The sequence below is a fragment of the Amycolatopsis sp. CA-230715 genome (assembly GCF_018736145.1).
Lineage (GTDB): Bacteria > Actinomycetota > Actinomycetes > Mycobacteriales > Pseudonocardiaceae > Amycolatopsis.
The window spans coordinates 104,265-120,207 of record NZ_CP059997.1; the positions used below are offsets into that span (position 1 = coordinate 104,265).

General features: G+C 71.5%; 15 protein-coding genes. 11 read left to right on the forward strand and 4 right to left on the reverse strand.

The features are described 5' to 3' along the window. Positions 1–21: 21 nt before the first annotated feature. From HUW46_RS00485 to HUW46_RS00495, 3 genes are all read left to right on the forward strand, one after another. Positions 22–1,071 (forward strand): iron-siderophore ABC transporter substrate-binding protein, encoded by a 1,050-nt coding sequence (locus HUW46_RS00485; RefSeq protein ID WP_254125657.1) that lies wholly within the window; start codon positions 22–24, stop codon positions 1,069–1,071. A 118-nt stretch (positions 1,072–1,189) separates the two neighbouring features. Further along, positions 1,190–3,079: an alpha-L-fucosidase gene (locus HUW46_RS00490; protein WP_215545364.1), complete on the forward strand. Its 1,890-nt coding sequence runs from the start codon at positions 1,190–1,192 to the stop codon at positions 3,077–3,079. A gap of 140 nt (positions 3,080–3,219) precedes the next feature. Next, positions 3,220–4,209 (forward strand): DUF695 domain-containing protein, encoded by a 990-nt coding sequence (locus tag HUW46_RS00495; protein ID WP_215545365.1) that lies wholly within the window; start codon positions 3,220–3,222, stop codon positions 4,207–4,209. Positions 4,210–4,212: 3 nt separating this feature from the next. Here the strand turns inward: HUW46_RS00495 and HUW46_RS00500 are convergent, their stop codons facing one another. After that, the gene (locus tag HUW46_RS00500) at positions 4,213–4,479 is read right to left on the reverse strand and encodes a hypothetical protein (protein ID WP_215545366.1); all 267 of its coding nucleotides are present in this window, start codon (positions 4,477–4,479) and stop codon (positions 4,213–4,215) included. Between the two features lie 220 nt (positions 4,480–4,699). Between HUW46_RS00500 and HUW46_RS00505 the strand changes: the two genes are divergently transcribed. Together HUW46_RS00505 and HUW46_RS00510 are read left to right on the forward strand one after the other, a co-directional pair. Then, a complete protein-coding gene (locus HUW46_RS00505) occupies positions 4,700–5,569 on the forward strand; it encodes an ADP-ribosylglycohydrolase family protein (protein WP_215545367.1) in 870 nt (289 codons plus the stop codon). 69 nt (positions 5,570–5,638) lie between these two features. Next, positions 5,639–6,073 carry a nitroreductase/quinone reductase family protein gene (locus HUW46_RS00510; protein WP_254126726.1) on the forward strand — a complete coding sequence of 145 codons (435 nt, stop codon included), beginning with the start codon at positions 5,639–5,641 and terminating at the stop codon, positions 6,071–6,073. A 16-nt stretch (positions 6,074–6,089) separates the two neighbouring features. Here HUW46_RS00510 and HUW46_RS00515 read toward each other — a convergent pair whose 3' ends face one another. Next, entirely contained in the window at positions 6,090–6,635 is a 546-nt protein-coding gene (locus HUW46_RS00515) for a helix-turn-helix domain-containing protein (RefSeq protein ID WP_254125658.1), read from the reverse strand. 18 nt (positions 6,636–6,653) lie between these two features. Between HUW46_RS00515 and HUW46_RS00520 the strand changes: the two genes are divergently transcribed. Genes HUW46_RS00520 through HUW46_RS00530 form a run of 3 tightly spaced genes read left to right on the forward strand, consistent with a single transcriptional unit; the run spans position 6,654 to position 9,470 of the window. After that, positions 6,654–7,850: a pyridoxal phosphate-dependent aminotransferase gene (locus HUW46_RS00520; RefSeq protein WP_254125659.1), complete on the forward strand. Its 1,197-nt coding sequence runs from the start codon at positions 6,654–6,656 to the stop codon at positions 7,848–7,850. Positions 7,851–7,896: 46 nt separating this feature from the next. Next, positions 7,897–8,520, forward strand: coding sequence for a TetR/AcrR family transcriptional regulator (locus tag HUW46_RS00525; protein WP_215545370.1), 624 nt, complete (start codon positions 7,897–7,899; stop codon positions 8,518–8,520). Then, complete coding sequence (locus HUW46_RS00530; protein ID WP_215545371.1) at positions 8,517–9,470, forward strand: alpha/beta hydrolase; 954 nt, start codon at positions 8,517–8,519, stop codon at positions 9,468–9,470. The genes HUW46_RS00525 and HUW46_RS00530 overlap by 4 nt, the downstream gene beginning before the upstream one ends. Before the next feature lie 109 nt (positions 9,471–9,579). On the opposite strand, the gene HUW46_RS00535 is transcribed toward HUW46_RS00530, so the two are convergent. Continuing rightward, positions 9,580–11,880, reverse strand: a complete 2,301-nt coding sequence (locus HUW46_RS00535) for a transketolase-like TK C-terminal-containing protein (protein ID WP_215545372.1) — start codon at positions 11,878–11,880, stop codon at positions 9,580–9,582. Between the two features lie 55 nt (positions 11,881–11,935). On the opposite strand from HUW46_RS00535, the gene HUW46_RS00540 reads away from it, so the two are divergent. Then, on the forward strand, positions 11,936–12,508 hold the full coding sequence (locus HUW46_RS00540; protein ID WP_215545373.1) for an Lrp/AsnC family transcriptional regulator: 573 nt from the start codon (positions 11,936–11,938) through the stop codon (positions 12,506–12,508). Here the strand turns inward: HUW46_RS00540 and HUW46_RS00545 are convergent. Beyond that, positions 12,438–13,790 carry an MFS transporter gene (locus HUW46_RS00545; protein WP_215545374.1) on the reverse strand — a complete coding sequence of 451 codons (1,353 nt, stop codon included), beginning with the start codon at positions 13,788–13,790 and terminating at the stop codon, positions 12,438–12,440. The genes HUW46_RS00540 and HUW46_RS00545 overlap by 71 nt on opposite strands. Positions 13,791–13,897: 107 nt before the next feature. Between HUW46_RS00545 and HUW46_RS00550 the strand changes: the two genes are divergently transcribed. Next, positions 13,898–14,866 (forward strand): Lrp/AsnC family transcriptional regulator, encoded by a 969-nt coding sequence (locus HUW46_RS00550; RefSeq protein ID WP_215545375.1) that lies wholly within the window; start codon positions 13,898–13,900, stop codon positions 14,864–14,866. A gap of 105 nt (positions 14,867–14,971) precedes the next feature. Continuing rightward, a complete protein-coding gene (wzm, locus tag HUW46_RS00555; RefSeq protein WP_215545376.1) occupies positions 14,972–15,865 on the forward strand; it encodes a galactan export ABC transporter permease subunit Wzm/RfbD in 894 nt (297 codons plus the stop codon). Positions 15,866–15,943 lie beyond the last annotated feature (78 nt).

The window sequence follows — 15,943 nt, forward strand, 5'->3', positions numbered from 1 at the left end:
TGGATCTCCGAGGAGCTGGTGATGGCATCGAAACGCGGCAGGACCCGCTGGACGGCTCTGCTCACCGCATTCCTGCTCGCCACCGGCCTCGTCGCGGGCTGCGGGCCGGACCGGGGCTCCGGCGGCGGCAGGTCCGCCGCCGACGCGGCCGCCGGCTTCCCGGTGACGATCGAGCACCTGTTCGGCTCGACCACCGTCGAGCACAAGCCCACCAGGATCGTCACGCTCGGCGGCGGCGACATGGAGGCCGCGATCGCGCTCGACGTGGTGCCCGCCGCCGGCGCCGACTGGTTCGGTTACACCGAGCCGCGCACATGGGTGCGCGACGCGCTCGCAGGCCGCCCGGCGCCCCAGCTGATCAAGGCCGAGCAGGTGAACTTCGAGCAGATCGCCGCGCTGCGGCCGGATCTGATCGTCTACGTGAACTCCAAGAACGAGGAGAGCGCGTACCGCACCCTGTCCCGCATCGCGCCCACGATCGCCGCGCCCAAGGGCGTCGACCACGTCTACGGCGTGCCGTGGGCCGATCAGGTGCGCACCATCGCGAAGGCGACCGGCACCACCGCCAAGGGCGAGGAAGTCGTGACAGCCACCCAGAAACTGCTCACCGACGCGGCGAAGGCGAACCCGGAGTTCGCGGGCAAGGTCGCCACCGCGGGCGTGTACTCCAGCGGCAACTACTCGATCTGGATGCCGTCGGATCCGCGCATGCAGCTGCTCACCTCGTTGGGGTTCAAGACGAACCCCGCGATCGACGCGCTCGACAACGGCAGCTTCTACGTCACGCTCCCGCGCGAGCAGCTCGCGAAGATGAACTCGGACCTGGTGTTCCTCGCGGCTGGCGATCAGGAGGGCAAGGTCAACCCGGCGGTGGCGGAGGACCCGCTGTTCGCCTCCCTGCCCGTGGTGCGGGGCAGGCACGTCGCCTACTTCGGCGGCCCCGGCGTGATCAACACGAACAGCGCCGAGGGCGCGTTCTCGAGCGCGGTGTCGATCGGCGGCCCGCTCGGGATCCGGTACGTGGTGGGCAAGCTGGTGCCGAAGCTGAAGGACGCCCTAGCGGGCAAGTGACCGTGAATCCGGCAACCAACAGGTCTAGACGTCGGATGTCCGGCCTTCTACGCTGGGCGAGCCTCATCCCGATCGAACACCGCGGCCCGCGGTCGTCCCGAGAACGGAGCTGCTCCTCATGGTCGAGGTCCGCCGCCAGCGTGCCCGCGTTCTTGTCGCGATATCCTTGCTGAGTCTCGGCTTCGCGGTACCAGCCACCGCGGAAGCCGCGCAGGTCCCGGCGGGATGCCGGGGCCCGATCAAGCCCGCGGCCGTCATGCCGGTGCTTCCCTGCGACGGGATTGATCGGATCATTGCGAAGGCCGCGGCCACCGTCCCGCGTGACGGCCAGCTCGCCTGGCAGCAGCGCCCCGTCACCGCGTTCACGCATTTCGGGATGAACACGTTCACCGACCGCGAATGGGGTTCCGGCGCCGAACGCGAAGCGAAGTTCGACCCGCCCGCGGTGGAGACCGACCAGTGGATGGCCTCGATGAAGGCGGCCGGGGTGACGCAGGTGATGCTCACCGCGAAGCACCACGACGGGTTCGTGCTCTACCCCAGCCGGTACACCAACCACTCCGTCGTCGCGAGCCCGTGGTGGCTGTCCACAAAGGACTGCGCGGAGCTGCCATCGGTCACCGAGGCGCGGCAGCGGGCCGAGCGGAACCGCGCCACCGACCCGTCGGCATACTGGCAGACGCGCGCGGCGGGATGCGCCAACGCGCGCGGCGACGTCCTCGGCGCCTACATCGCCTCCGCCCGCAAGGCCGGGCTCAAGATCGGGGTCTACCTCTCCCCCGCCGACGGCGCCGAGCTGACCCCGTCCTTCTTCGCCGAAGAGGTCAAGGCCGTCGAAGCGAAAGTCGCCGCGGGGCAACCGCTTTCGATCGAAGAACGCGCCGTCTACGAGGACCGCGCGAGCAAGCCGTCGGGACAGGCGCGCTACGGCTCCGGCAGCGCGGTGACCAAGCGGACCATCCCGACCCTCGTCCCTGGCGACGACCGCGCCGACGCGGTGCGCGCGGGCAGGCTCCCGACGTTCTCGGTGACCGAGGACGACTACAACGCCTACTACCTCAACCAGATCTACGAGCTGTTCACGCAGTACGGCCCCATCGACGAGCTGTGGCTCGACGGCGCCAACCCGTGGCGGGACGCCGGTGTCACCGAGCAATACGACTTCACCACCTGGTTCGACCTGATCCACCGGCTCTCCCCGGAGACGGTCACCTTCGCCGGGCCGCAGGGGGTCCGCTGGGTCGGCAACGAGCGCGGTGAAGCCCGCGCGACGGAATGGAGCGCGCTGCCCACCACCGGCGATCCGGCGACCGGGCACAACGAGGAGCTGTTCCTCGGCGGGGCGTCGGCGGCCGACCTCGGTTCGCGCTCGGTGCTCGCCGACCCGTCGGTGCGGTACCTGCAATGGGCGCCGGCCGAAGCCGACGTGTCGATCCGGCCCGGCTGGTTCTTCCACCCCGGCGAGCACCCGAAGTCACCGGCCGAGCTGGTCGAGCTGTACCGGCGTTCGGTCGGCCGCAACGCGTCGCTGCTGCTCAACGTGCCGCCAGGCCCCGACGGCAGGATCGCGCCCGCCGACGTCTCCTCGCTCGCCGCGTTCGGCACCGCGATCAGGAAGACCGAGGCGGTGAACCTCGCGGCGCCCCTGCCCGGCCAGCCGAGGGATCCCGCCGTGCACGCGGTCACCGACGGCGCGCTCGGCACGTCCTGGTCGCCTGCGGGGCTCGAAGGAACGCTCGACCTGCCGCTGCCCGGCACCAGGACGTTCAACCAGATCCGGCTCGGCGAGGACATCCGCCAGGGGCAGCACGTGGAAGGCGCGACCGTGCAGGCGTGGCGTGACGGCGCGTGGACCACGATCGCGACCGTGACGACCATCGGCTACGGCCGCACCGTCACGCTTCCCGAGCCGGTGACGACGGACCGCGTGCGCGTGCTGATCACGCGGGCGCGGGCGAAGCCGCACCTGAGCACGGTCGCGCTCCACCGGACCGTCGCGCCGCGCTGACACCGTCCGAAAAGGACGGTGCGGAGGGCGCGACGTGGTGACGCTCCGACAGCGCGTGACGGCGATGTGACCGAAATGTGCTCCCGCCACCGAGTGAGGCGCCCCTAGAGTGACCTCCGACCGTGACGAGGGGAGGCCGGGTGGGGATCGAGCGGTTCTGGAGATGGTGGACGGCCGAGGGGGCGGCGAGGGTCGAACGAGCCATCGAAACCGGGGACTACGGCTCGCTCACCGACGAGCTGAACGACCTGGTCAGCGGCATCGACGCGGCCCTGCAGTGGGAGCTGGGGAAGGGCCGCACCGCGCGGCACGCGCTGTGCGTGACCGCCGCGGGCGATCCCGATCTGCGGCCGCTCACCGAACGCTGGCGCCGTGCCGCGCCGCCGGAGGACGCGACCTGGGAGTACGTGGCCGCGCGGGCGCCCGATCCGGGCTGGCTGACCTCCCGGCTCAGCTACGGCGGGTACGAGATCGACCTGGCGCTGACCCGGCTTTCCCTGTGCGTGGACGAAAGCGCGGTGCGCACCCACGTCACCGTGCACCACCCGGTCTTCGCCGAACTCGGTGTGGACGAGCAGCGCTCGGTCGCCTACCTGGTGCTCGACTGGCTGCTCGGCGAGGACGACGTGGAGCGCTGGGTCGGCGCCATCGACACCTCGGGCGAGGACCCCGCGGACGGGCTGCCGCCGGACGCGCTGCCGGAAACCGTCCGCGCGCTCGCGAAGCGGTACCCGCAGCCCGGCTGGGTGCTGATGGAGAGCGTGAAACCGGACGGCGCGCGCTGGATCGCCTCCGCGTTGCGGCCGATCCACTGGCTCGACCACCCGCGGCTCGACCAGCACCTCGCGATCACCCTGCGGTTCTCCGGCCAGCACCCGGACGGCCTCCCGCTCGGCGACGACCTCGCGCGGCTGCGCGCGGACGAGGACCAGCTCACCGCCGAACTCGGCGACCGCGCACTGTTGGTCGCGCATGAAACCTTTTCAGGTCAACGCATCCTGCACCTCTACTGCGATCCCCGCGACCGGGTCGCCGCCGCGACCGCGGCCGCCTGGGTCGGCCGGACGCGCGGCGCGTCGATCAGGGTGGCCGCCGATCCCGGCTGGGCCGCCACCAGGGCGTTCCGCTAGCGGTCACAGGTCGCGGATGGAGCCCACTCCACAGAGGACGGCCGCGAGCAGGAAGAACCCGGCGACCGCCACCGCCCATCCCGCGGCCATGGTCACCGCGAGATAGACCCAGGTCAGCCCGGCGACGGCGAAGACGACGCCGAGGCCGGACCAGATTAGCCGCTGCCGGGAGACCGGCCTCGGCAGTGCTCGTTGTCTGCGCAACGCGGTACCTCGTGCTTCCTGGTTACCGGGGGAATCGCCGCCGGGACGCCCGTGGTTACAGCGCATCCGGCCCAATGGCGCGACGGGCGGGGCCGCGACCGGGCGATACCGGCGAACGAGGCGTTGGCACAGCGCCGTTCCCGGCCCGGTGTCGCGTTCGGACTCGTGCTCGGCACGGGCCTCGCACCGGACCGAAGTGGCCGGTAGCGGCCGATCCGCCGTTCGGCCCCACCCGGGGTGCGTTCTGTGCTTCACTGTCACACCTCAGGACCGTGACGAGGAGCACATGACCCAGCTCGATGCGGCCGCCAGCCTGCGCGGCCTCGCCGTCGGCGACGCGTTCGGCTCGCGGATGGCGCTGCCGGGCGACCATCCGGACGTGCTCGGGCGCAGGCCGCCGCCGTCCCCGTGGCAGTGGAGCGACGACACCGAAATGGCGTGCTCGGTCCTGTCGGTGCTCACCCGGCACGGCGAGGTCGAGCAGGACGCGCTCGCCGCTTCGTTCGCCGAGCGGTACGACGCTTCGCGCGGCTACGGCTCCGGCGCGGAACGCATGCTGCTGCGCTACCGCGCCGGGGAGCACTGGGCGGACGTGGCCCCGGCCGCGTTCGGCACCGGCTCGTGGGGCAACGGCGGCGCGATGCGGGTGGCGCCGCTCGGCGCGTGGTTCGGGCACGACCTCGATCTCGCCGCGGCGCAGGCCGCGCGCTCCGCCGTCGTCACGCACGCGCATCCCGAGGGCATCGCCGGCGCGGTGGCGGTCGCCGTCGCGGCCGCGGTGCTGACGAAGGATCCGGCTCCGCATCCCGCCGAACTGCTCGGCATCGTCGCCTCGCGGGTGCCCGCGGGCGAGGTGCAGCGCGGAATCGCCGTCGCGAGCGCGATCAGGGGCTCCACCGAACCGGCTTCGGTCGCCGCCGAACTCGGCACCGGGCGCGCGGTCAGCGCGGTCGACACGGTGCCGCTCGCGCTGTGGCTCGCGGCGCAGCACGTCGACCGGTTCGCCGACGCGATGTGGACCGCCGCGCGCGTCGCGGAGGATCTCGACACCGTGTGCGCGATCGTTGGCGGTGTCCTCGGCGCGAGAAACGAGGGCGCCGCGATCCCGGAAGACTGGGCGAACGCGTGCGAACCGCTGCCGGCGTGGCTGACCTGACCGTCCATTGAGGACTCGACAACACCGGTAGGCTGGGCGCACAACCGAACCGAGGGAGTCTTCGTGGTCATGCCGGGCGACATGCGCGCTTTCAACCGAGCCATCGTCGAGGAGTTCCGGGCGAACAACGGCAAGGTGGACAACGAAATGCTGCGGGACGCGCGCCTCGTCCTGCTCACCACCACCGGCGTGGAATCCGGTCGCGCGCACACCGTCCCGCTCGGCGACTTCAGCGAAGACGCGGGCAGGGTCGTGCTGTGGGCGTCGGCGATGGGCGCGCCGAAACACCCCGCGTGGTACCGGAACCTGGCCGCGAACCCCCGGGTCGTCGTCGAACGGCCGGACGAGGACGGCGCGGTGCGCCGCGTCGAAGCCACCGCCGTCACGGCGACCGGCGCGGATCGCGAGCGCCTGTTCGCGGCGCTGAAATCGGCCAGTCCCGCGGTCGCGGCGCACCAGGACCGCACCGACCGCGAGATCCCGCTGGTCGTGATCGACTGCTGACCGGGAGCCCCGGCCGTCAGGTCTCGGGGTAGCACATGAGGAGCACGGCGCGGTTTTCCCCGCCGTGGCCCCGGTAGACGTGCGGGCGGTTGCCGCCGAACCGGACGGAGTCACCGGGTCCCAGTTCCACCGGCGCGTCGGCGGGACCGGTCGTGACGCGCCCGTCCACGAGCACGAGGCATTCCTCGACGCCGTCGAGATGGGCGTCCGACACCTGGTTCGCGTCGGCGATGTCGAGGTCGTACACCTCGACCGTCCCCCGCGCGCCGATGCGGTGGAGCAGGCGCGCCGTCACCGCGTCCCCGGTGACCACCGGGCGCTCGTCCACCGCGCGCACCACCTCCACCGGTGCCGCCCGCGGTTCGAGCAGCTCGCCCAGCGGCACGTGCAGCGCGGTGGCCAGCGCCCACAACGTGCTCAGCGTCGGATTTCCTTGCCCCTGCTCGATTCCGTGCAGGGTCGTCTTGCCGATACCGCACGCCTCGGCCAGGTCCGCCAGCGAGATCCCCGCCGACGAACGAAGCCGCCGGACCGTCGTCCCGACCACTTGCGCCACATCCATGCGTATCAGCATAGTGGCATGAACGTATCAGTGAAGCGAACGGGCGGTGGGGTCATGACGGTGTCCAGGTTGCGCGACATCCCCGGTATCGGCGTGGACGTCCTCGGGGACGCGGCGGACGCGGCCGGGGATCCGGACCTGCTGCGGCTGGAGAACCTCGACACCGACCTGCGGCCTCCCCCGGTCGCGATCGCCGCGACCACGGCGGCCCTCGCCGACGACACCGCGAACAGCTACCTCCCGTTCCAGGGCAGGAAATCGTTGCGGGAGGCCGCGGCCGCGCACGTCGGCCGGATCGCCGGGCGAAGCTACGACCCGGACACCGAATGCGTCAGCGTCGCTGGCGGGCTCAACGGCATCCTGAACACCCTGCTCGCCATCGTCGAACCGGGCGACGAGGTGGTGCTGTGCGACCCGATCTACGCCGGGCTCGTGAACCGGGTACGGCTCGCCGGTGGCGTGCCCCGCTTCGTCCCTGCCGAACCCGGCGCGCACGGCTGGCACGTCGATCCCGGGCGTCTCGCCGACGCGGTGGGGCCGCGCACCGCCGCCGTGCTGATGATGGGACCCGCCATGCCGACCGGCCTGGTGCTCGGCGAGCCGCACTGGTCCGCGCTCGCGACGGCCTGCGCACGCCACGACGCCTGGCTCGTCTACGACGCGGCCATGGAACGCATCCGCTTCGACGGTCTCCCGCCGAGTCATCCCGCCTCGCACGAGGGGCTCGCCGGACGCACCATCACGATCGGTTCCGCGTCGAAGGAGCTCCGGTTGATCGGCTGGCGGGTCGGCTGGGTGGTCGGCCCCGCGCCGATCCTGGCCGACATCCGCCTGGTCGGGCTGACGAACGTGGTGTGCCAGGTGGGCGTGGCGCAGGAAGCGGTGGCCGCGGCGCTGACCGCCGGCGACGCCGAGGTCGATGTCGCGAACGCGACCGCGGAATGGCGCCGCCGCGCCGAAACCGTGCTCCACCAGCTCGCGGGCTACCCGGTCGTCCCGCCGGACGGCGGCTGGTCGCTGCTGCTCGACGCCCGCCCGCTCGGGCTCGCTCCCGCCGAGCTGTCCCGGCGCCTGTTCGACCGGGGCAGGGTGGTGGCCACGCCGATGCCCGGCTGGGGCCCGAGCGGCGACCACTACCTGCGGCTCGTCTACGCGAACGAACCCGTCGACCGGCTCGCCGAACTCGGCGACCGCTTCCGCGAAGCCCTCGGCTGACCAGGAATTCTGGTCTCCTTCAGACCGCTCGTGCTACCTTTCGACCGTGCGGTCGAAAAAAGGGACGAGCGGTCGAGACACCTTCCTCGGCACGGCTCGTCGTGAGCAGTTCATCGCCTGCGCCATCGACGCGCTGGCGGAAACGGGTTTCGCGGGGGCGTCCATCGCCGAGGTGGCGAACCGGGCCGGGGTCTCGAAAAGCGTGGTGCTGTACCACTTCGAGTCGAGATCGGCACTGCTGGAAGCGGTCGTCACCGAGGTCTACACCAACGCGGGCCCGGCACTGGTCGCCGCGCTCGACGCCGCACCGGACGAACGCGCCCGGCTCGCCGCCTACCTCCGCGGCTGCACCGAATTCGCGTGGACGCACCAGAAGGAGCTGCGCGCGGTCACCGAGATCTTCCGCAACCTCCGCCGCGACGACGGTTCGCGGTGGTACACGGCCAAGGACAGCGAGGAGCTGATCGGGTTCGTGCAGGGGCTGCTGGAAGCGGGGCAGCGCTCGGGCGAGTTCGCCGAGTTCGACACCAGGACGCTGGCGGTCGTGCTGCGCGCGACCATCGACGCGCTCCCGGGGCTGTTCGAATCCGATCCCGGTATCGACGGCCCGCAGTTCGCCGAACACCTCGTGCACCTCTTCGACCGGACCGTGCGAAAGGACGACCGATGACCAAAACCACCCGCCGCGCCGTGCTCGGCGCGCTCGCCGGGGCCACCGCCGCGGGTGCCGCCGCCTGCACCGCGAGCCGGCCGTCACCGCGCGAACGCCCCACGTTCGTCTTCGTCGGCGGGAACGGCGCGACGTCGTTCTTCTGGATGCCGGTGGTGCGCGCGCTTTCGTTGCGGGGACACCGATCCCATCCGGTGGAGCTGCCGTGGCACGGCCTCGACGCCGAGTTTTCCCTTGCCTACCAAGCACCCCAGAACCTCGACGCGCTGCACCGGCAGCCGTCGAACCTGTCGAAGGTGACGCTCGCCGAGTACGCGGACGCGGTCGTCGGCGCACTGCGGAAGGTGCGCGCGCACGGGCCCGTGATCCTGGTGGCACACAGCCTCGGCGGCGCGAGCGCGACGCTCGCCGCCAACCTCGCGCACGACCTCATCGATCGCCTCGTCTACATCTCCGCCATCTGCTGCACCGCGCGCAAGAGCCCGCTCGACTACGTGCTCGGAGCGGAGAACAAGGGCAGTCTCGGGCTGGCCGGAACGCTGCCCTCGGCGGAGCTGAGCACCCCGAAGACGACCATGATCACGCACACGAACCAGCGCACCGCGGATCGCCGGTTCCACGACGGCTCCCGCGCCGCGACGATGGCCGAAGCCACCGAAAGCCAGTACTACGCCACGATCAACTTCTGCTTCCAGCCCATCGAAAGCGCGTCGGTGAGCCTCGAAGACGCCCGCGGCAACCCCGCCACCTGGGGCCGGATCCCGCGCAGCTACGTCCGGCTGACCGCGGACCGGTTCAACACGGTGCCGAACCAGGACCGGATGATCGCGGACGCGGACGCCGCGACCCCCGGCAACCGGTTCGACGTCCACGACCTCGACAGCAGCCACCTCGGGTTCGTCCTCGACGCGGACCGGATCGCCGCCATCCTCGACCGCATCGCGAGCTGACCACAATGGACGGTCGTGCCTGCGCATGCCCTGAAGGTGGCTTTCAGGGCATCTACCGCCCCGAAAGCCACCTTCATGGCATGAGGGTGGAGGCAGCGACCGTAGTGTTTCAGCGCACGTCCAGCGCGGCGCCGACGATGCTGTCCGCGTCGATGCCGTGGTACCGGTAGACGTCGTCGAGCCCGCCGGACTGACCGAACCGGGTCACGCCGAGCGAGGCGACCGGCACCCGGTTCACACTGCCCACAAAGGACAGTGTGTGCGGGTGCCCGTCGAGGACGGTGACGAGCGGGGTCGCCCGTTCCGCGGGGAACACCTGGTCGAGGATCCAGCTCGGCGCGTCGTCGCGGCCCTGTCGTGCTTGCCAGGCACGGAAAAGCAGGCCGGGGCTCGTCACGCACACCACGTCGGCGGCGATCCCGGTGCGCGCCAGCCGATCGGCCGCCGCGAGGGCCTCCGGGACGACCGCGCCCATCGCCACGATCGTCACCTCGGCGCCGGGGACGCGGCGCAGCGCGTACGCACCGGCCACGACCTGCCGCCGCCTCCGCTCGCGTGCGGCGGGATCGGCGGGCACGTCGGCGAGCTTCTGGTCCACCGGGCGCGTGGACAGCCGGAGGTAGGCGGAGGTCCCGTCGGGCCTGCCGAGCCGGGCGAGGCTCGCCAGCAGGGTCCATTCGACGTCGATGGCGAACGCGGGCTCGTAGGTGACGCAGCCCGGCTGCTCCAGCCCGAGCGACGGCGTCGTGATCGACTGGTGCGCCCCGCCTTCCGGCGCGAGCGTCACCCCGGACGGGGTCCCGACCAAAATGGACTGACCGCCCGCGTAGATCCCGAACGACCACGGCTCCAGCGCGCGCTCGACGAACGGGTCGTAGAGCACGCCGATCGGCAGCAGCGGCTGCCCCCACCGGCTCCACGTGGTGCCCAGCTCGCCGAGCAGCCCGACCAGGTTCGTCTCCGCGATCCCCAGTTCGATGTGCTGGCCGTTCGGGTTCTCCCGCCAGTGCAGGATCGTCTCGGCGTCGTCGGCGAACCAGTCCCGGCGTTCGGCCGCCGACCACACGCCGACCTTGTTGACCCAGCCGCCGAGGTTCGTCGACGAGCTGACGTCCGGGCTGACCGTGACCACGCGGCGCGCGGCGTCCGGCGCCTCGCGCGTGAGGTCGAGCAGGACGCGCCCGAGCGCGGCCTGCGTGGTGGCCGTCCCGCCCGGTGTCCTGCCGATGTCCACCGGCAGGTCCGGCACGGCGTGGCGCGGGAATTCCGGCCTGGCAAGGCGTTCCGCGACCTCCGCGCACAACCGCGCCTCGGCTCCCCCGTCGTCGAACCGGCCCCACGGCGCGTCGGCGCGGGTGCCGAGCCGCTCGGCCAGTTCGCCGAACTGGTCCTCGGTCAGCAGCGACGAGTGGTTCTGCGGGTGCCCCTGCGTCGGCAGGCCCCAGCCCTTGACCGTGTAGGCGAAGATCACCGTCGGGCGCCCGTCGTCGATGGCGCCGTAGACCTCGTCCAGTGCTTCGAGGTCGTGGCCGCCGAGGTTGCGCACCGCCGCCACGAGCGCTTCGTCGTCGAGGTCCGCGATCAGCGCGGCGATCCGCGCGTCCCCGCCGGGCAGCCGGTCCCGTATCTGCGCCGCGGTGCAGCGCAGCAGCCGCTGGTACTCCGGGTTCGCCATCTCGTCGATCCTGGCGCGAAGCGCGTCGCCGCCTGGCCTCGCGAACAGCTCTTCGAGCAGGCGCCCGTACTTGAGGGTCAGCACCTGCCAGCCCGCCGCGTCGAACATGCCGCGCAGGCGGCCCGCCGCGATGTTCGGCACCACGCGGTCGAGCGACTGCCGGTTGAGGTCCACGATCCACACCAGTTCACCGAGATCGGCGACGCCGGGGTCGAGGATCGCCTCCCAGATCGCGCCCTCGTCCAGTTCGGCGTCGCCGACGAGCGAGAACTGGCGGCCGGTTCCCGCGCCTCCGGTCGCGGTCTCGACGTAGCGGCGCGCCACCGCGCCCCAGATCGGCGCGGTGGCGCCGATCCCGACCGAGCCCGTCGAGTAGTCGACCGGGTCCGGGTCCTTCGAGCGGCTCGGGTAGCTCTGCAGGCCGCCGAACTCCCGCAGCGTCGTCAGATAGCGCTCGTCGAGCGACCCGAGCAGGTAGTTGATCGCGTGCAGCACCGGCGAGGCGTGCGGTTTCACCGACACCCGGTCACCAGACCGCAGGTGGCGGAACCACAGCGCGGTCATGATCGACACCATCGACGCGCACGAAGCCTGGTGCCCGCCGACCTTCAGTCCCGACGGGTTCGGCCGCACCCGGTTCGCGTGGTGCACGATCGCGGTGGACAGCCACAGCACCCGGCGCTCCACCGCGCGAAGCAGGTCGAACTCGGTCGCGACGGGCGCGGGACTGGCCATGGGTCGTCCTCCTCTTGTGCAGTCGTCGGCGGATACCCCACCATGACCGGGACGGATGAACAACCAACGGCGCGCGGACCGTGCACACTGCACAACCGGCGCGCCGCCGACCGCTGGGGAGCTGAGCACTCTGCCCCACCGCGACCGAGCCGCGCCGGTGGACGGCGTCGACGCCGAAATCCTGCTCGCGCTCACCGAGCACCCGCGCGCCACCACGATCGCGATCGCGGAGGCCGTCGGGATTTCCCGCAACACCGCGCACGCCAGGATCGCGAGCCTCGAGGAACGCGGGGTGCTCGGCTCGTTCGAACGGCGCGTCGACCCCGCCGCCGTCGGCTACCCGCTCACCGCCTTCATCAGCACCCGTGTCGTGCAGCGGCTGCTCGACGAGGTGGCCGCGCACCTCGCCGAAATCCCGGAAGTGCTGCAGGTGCACGGGTTGAGCGGGGCGGCGGACCTGCTGGTGCACGTGGTGGCCGCCGACGCCGACGACCTGTACCGGATCGCGGGCAAGGTGCTCGCGATCCCCGGCGTCGAACGGACCGACACCGCGCTGGTCATGCGCGAGCTGGTCGGGTACCGGATCGCCCCGCTGCTCGAACGGCGACGAGCACCAGGACCCCGGTGACCGCGGCGGCGGCCGCGGAGACCAGGTAGACGTTGTCGAGCCCGCGCGCGGGCGATCCGGCGCCCGTCTGGAAGGCGATGCCCAGCACGGCCACGCCGAGCGTCTGGCCGAGCTGGCGCACCGTGGTCAGGATCCCGGCCGCCATCCCGCCGCGGTCCGGCGGCAGCGTCCCGGCGACGGCGGCCCCCATCGCGGGCCCGGCGAGCCCGATCCCGATCCCGGTCACCACGAGCCCCGCGGTGACGCTGGTCGCCGTCGACTCGGCGGTGAGCCCGAGCTGCAGCGCGCATCCCGCGCCGCCGAGCAGCACGCCGATCGCGAGCACCAGCCTCGGCGCCACCCTGTGCAGGAACTTTCCGGCGACGGTCGAGGTGACGAACGACGCGGCCGCGAGCGGCATGAGCGCGAACCCGGCGGCCACCGGACCGAGGCCCAGCCCTGATTGCAGCCAGATCGACAAGTAGAGCAAGGCGGCGAAGACCAGTGTCGACGCGGCGGAGCAGGCGAGCAGGCTGCTGAACGCGAAATCGCGGAACAGCGCGGGATCGAGCAGCGGATGCGGCACGCGCCGTTCTACGACCACGAACGCCGCGAAAGCGGCCGCGGCGACGGCGAAGCTCGTGATGGTGACGAGCGACCAGTCGCCGCGGGACAGGCCGTAGGTCAGTGCCGCGGCCGCGACGCCGAAGGTGAGCATGCCCGCGGGGTCGAGCGGTTTCTTCGCGGTCGCGCCGTCGCGGCGGACGGCTCGCGCGGTGATCGCGATCGTCAACGCCACGACCGGCAGGTTGACGAAGAAAATCGAGCGCCAGCCCCAAAATTCCGTGAGCACCCCGCCGAGCATCGGGCCGATGGCGGCGCCGAGCCCGTTGACCGCGAAGTACACCCCGATCGCGGTGCCGCGGGCGCGGTCGCGGTAGGTGCTCATCACGAGCGCGAAACCGGTGACCGCGATACCGGCGCCGCCGATCCCCTGCACCGCGCGCGCCGCGATCAGCTCACCGCTGTTCGCGGCGAGCCCGCAGCCGAGCGAGGCGATCCCGAACACGACGAGACCCGCGAGGTAGGTGGCGCGCGGGCCCCACCGGTCGGCGAGCGAACCGACCGTCAGCATCAGCACGGCCAGCACCAGCGTGTACCCGTTCGGAACCCATTGCAGGGCACCGAGACCGGCACCGAAATCGCGGCCGATGTCCGGCAGCGCGACCGTCACCACGGTGGTGTCCACGAGGAACAGCGCGGAGCCGAGGCACACCGCGACGAGTGGCCACCAGGTACGCATGAGAACTCCCTTCGTTCGATTACTCTCGAAGGTTCGCGATCCGGCATCGATCGCCACCAGTGATGGAGCTGAATGTGATGGATACCGTCGTGAGATACAGTCCCGCGATGGATACCGTCACCCTGGACGAGATCGACCGCGGGCTCGTCCACGCGCTGCAGATCGACGGCAGGGCGCCGCTGCGCACGATCGCCGAGGTGCTCGAGGTCTCGGAGAACACCGTGGCGCGGCGGTACCGGCGGCTGCGCTCCACCGGCACGCTCCGGGTCATCGGCGCGGTCAACGGCGCGCGCCTCGGCTACGTCCCGTGGACGATGCGGCTCGTGGCGACCCCGGACGCCGCGGTCTCGATCGCGAACGCGCTCGCCGCGCGCGACGACACGTCGTGGATCTACCTGCTCTCCGGTGGCACCGAAATCTCGTGCAACACCCAGGTCCGCACCACCGCCGACCGCGACGACCTGCTGCTGCGCAAGCTGCCCCGCACCGCGCGCGTCACGTCGGTCTCCGCGCACGAGCTGGTGCACACCTTCGCGCTGCCCGGCGGCTGGGCCGGGCTGCACTCGCTGCCGGAGGAGAAAGCAGCGCTCCTGCGGCCGCCGCCCCCTTCCGACGACGACAGCCCGCTCGAACTCGAACCGGGTGACCAGGCGCTGTTCGACCTGCTCGCGGCCGACGGCAGGGCCACCTACACCGAACTGGCCGCCCGCACCGGTTCCTCGGACGCCACGGTGAAACGGCGGATGGCCGCGCTGCGCCACCAGGGCGTGCTCACCTACCACCTCGACGTGCGGCTGGAGCGGCTCGGCTTCGCGTCGCAGACCAGGCTGTGGATGGCGGTCTCGCCGTCCGGGCTGGAGGAGGTCGGGCACGCGCTCGCTGGCCACCCGGAAACCTCGTTCGTCGTGGCGACCACCGGCCCGACCAACCTCACCGCGATGATCAACTGCCGCGGCGGCGGCGATCTCTACCGCTACCTCACGCGCCGGGTCGCCCCGCTCACCGCGATCAGGACGCTGGAAACCGCGCCGGTGATCCGCACGGTGAAGCGGACCGGCGGCCCGGTCCCGCCGTGATCCGGCCACTGTGGACGGACGTCCCCGGCGGCGCCCGCGCCCGCGGCGCTGCTAGGTTGCGAAGACCAGCCCACCGCCAGCGCGAGAATCGAGTCGAGTAACCCCATGTCGGCCTACGTTCCCCCGAAGACCTTCCGGCGCGCGACGCAGGACCTCATGAGCGCGTTGCGCGCGCGGGAGCTGTGGGGGCAGCTGGCCTGGCAGGACATCAAGCAGCGCTACCGCCGTTCGACGATCGGGCCGCTGTGGATCAGCATCGGCATGGGCGTCACCGCGCTCGCGCTTGGCGTGGTGAACGCCGCGCTGTTCGGCTCGAACATCTCGACGCTGCTGCCGAGCATCACCACCGGGCTGATCCTGTGGAACTTCATCAACGGCTGCATCGTCGAGGGCTCCGAGACGTTCATCGACAACGAGGGCCTGATCAAGCAGCTTCCCGCGCCGGTGACGGTGTACGCGTTCCGCACGGTGTGGCGGCAGACGCTGTACTTCGCGCACAACATGGTCGTCTACGTCGTGGTGATCCTCATCTTCCTCGGCAGCGTCGACCACCCCTATCACCTGGTGAACGACGAGCACGCGATCACGCACCCCGGCATCGGCTGGTCGATCTTCCTCGCCATCCCCGCGTTCGCCCTGATCCTGCTCAACGGCGGCTGGGTGGTGCTGCTCTTCGGCGTGACCGCGACCCGGTTCCGCGACATCCCGCCGGTGATCTCCAGCTTCATCACGATGCTGTTCTACGCCACGCCGATCATGTGGTCGATGGACCAGGTGCTCGCGGGTGGCAAGGCGAACTCGGGTGTCGGCGCCTTCGCGGTGGACATCCTCAAGCTCAACCCCGTCTACCACTTCGTGGAGATCCTCCGCGCCCCGCTCGTCGGCCAGCAGCAGAGCTGGACGCACTGGGCGGTCGCGGGCGGGATGACGATCGTCGGCTGGGCACTCGCACTGCTGGTGCTGCGGAACTACCGCTCGCGCGTCGCCTACTGGGTCTAGACCATTGGGTCTAGACCACGCGGGTGGATTCGTTCAGAATTCACTCAGGTCGGGCGGGCATGCTGGAACCGGCGCGCG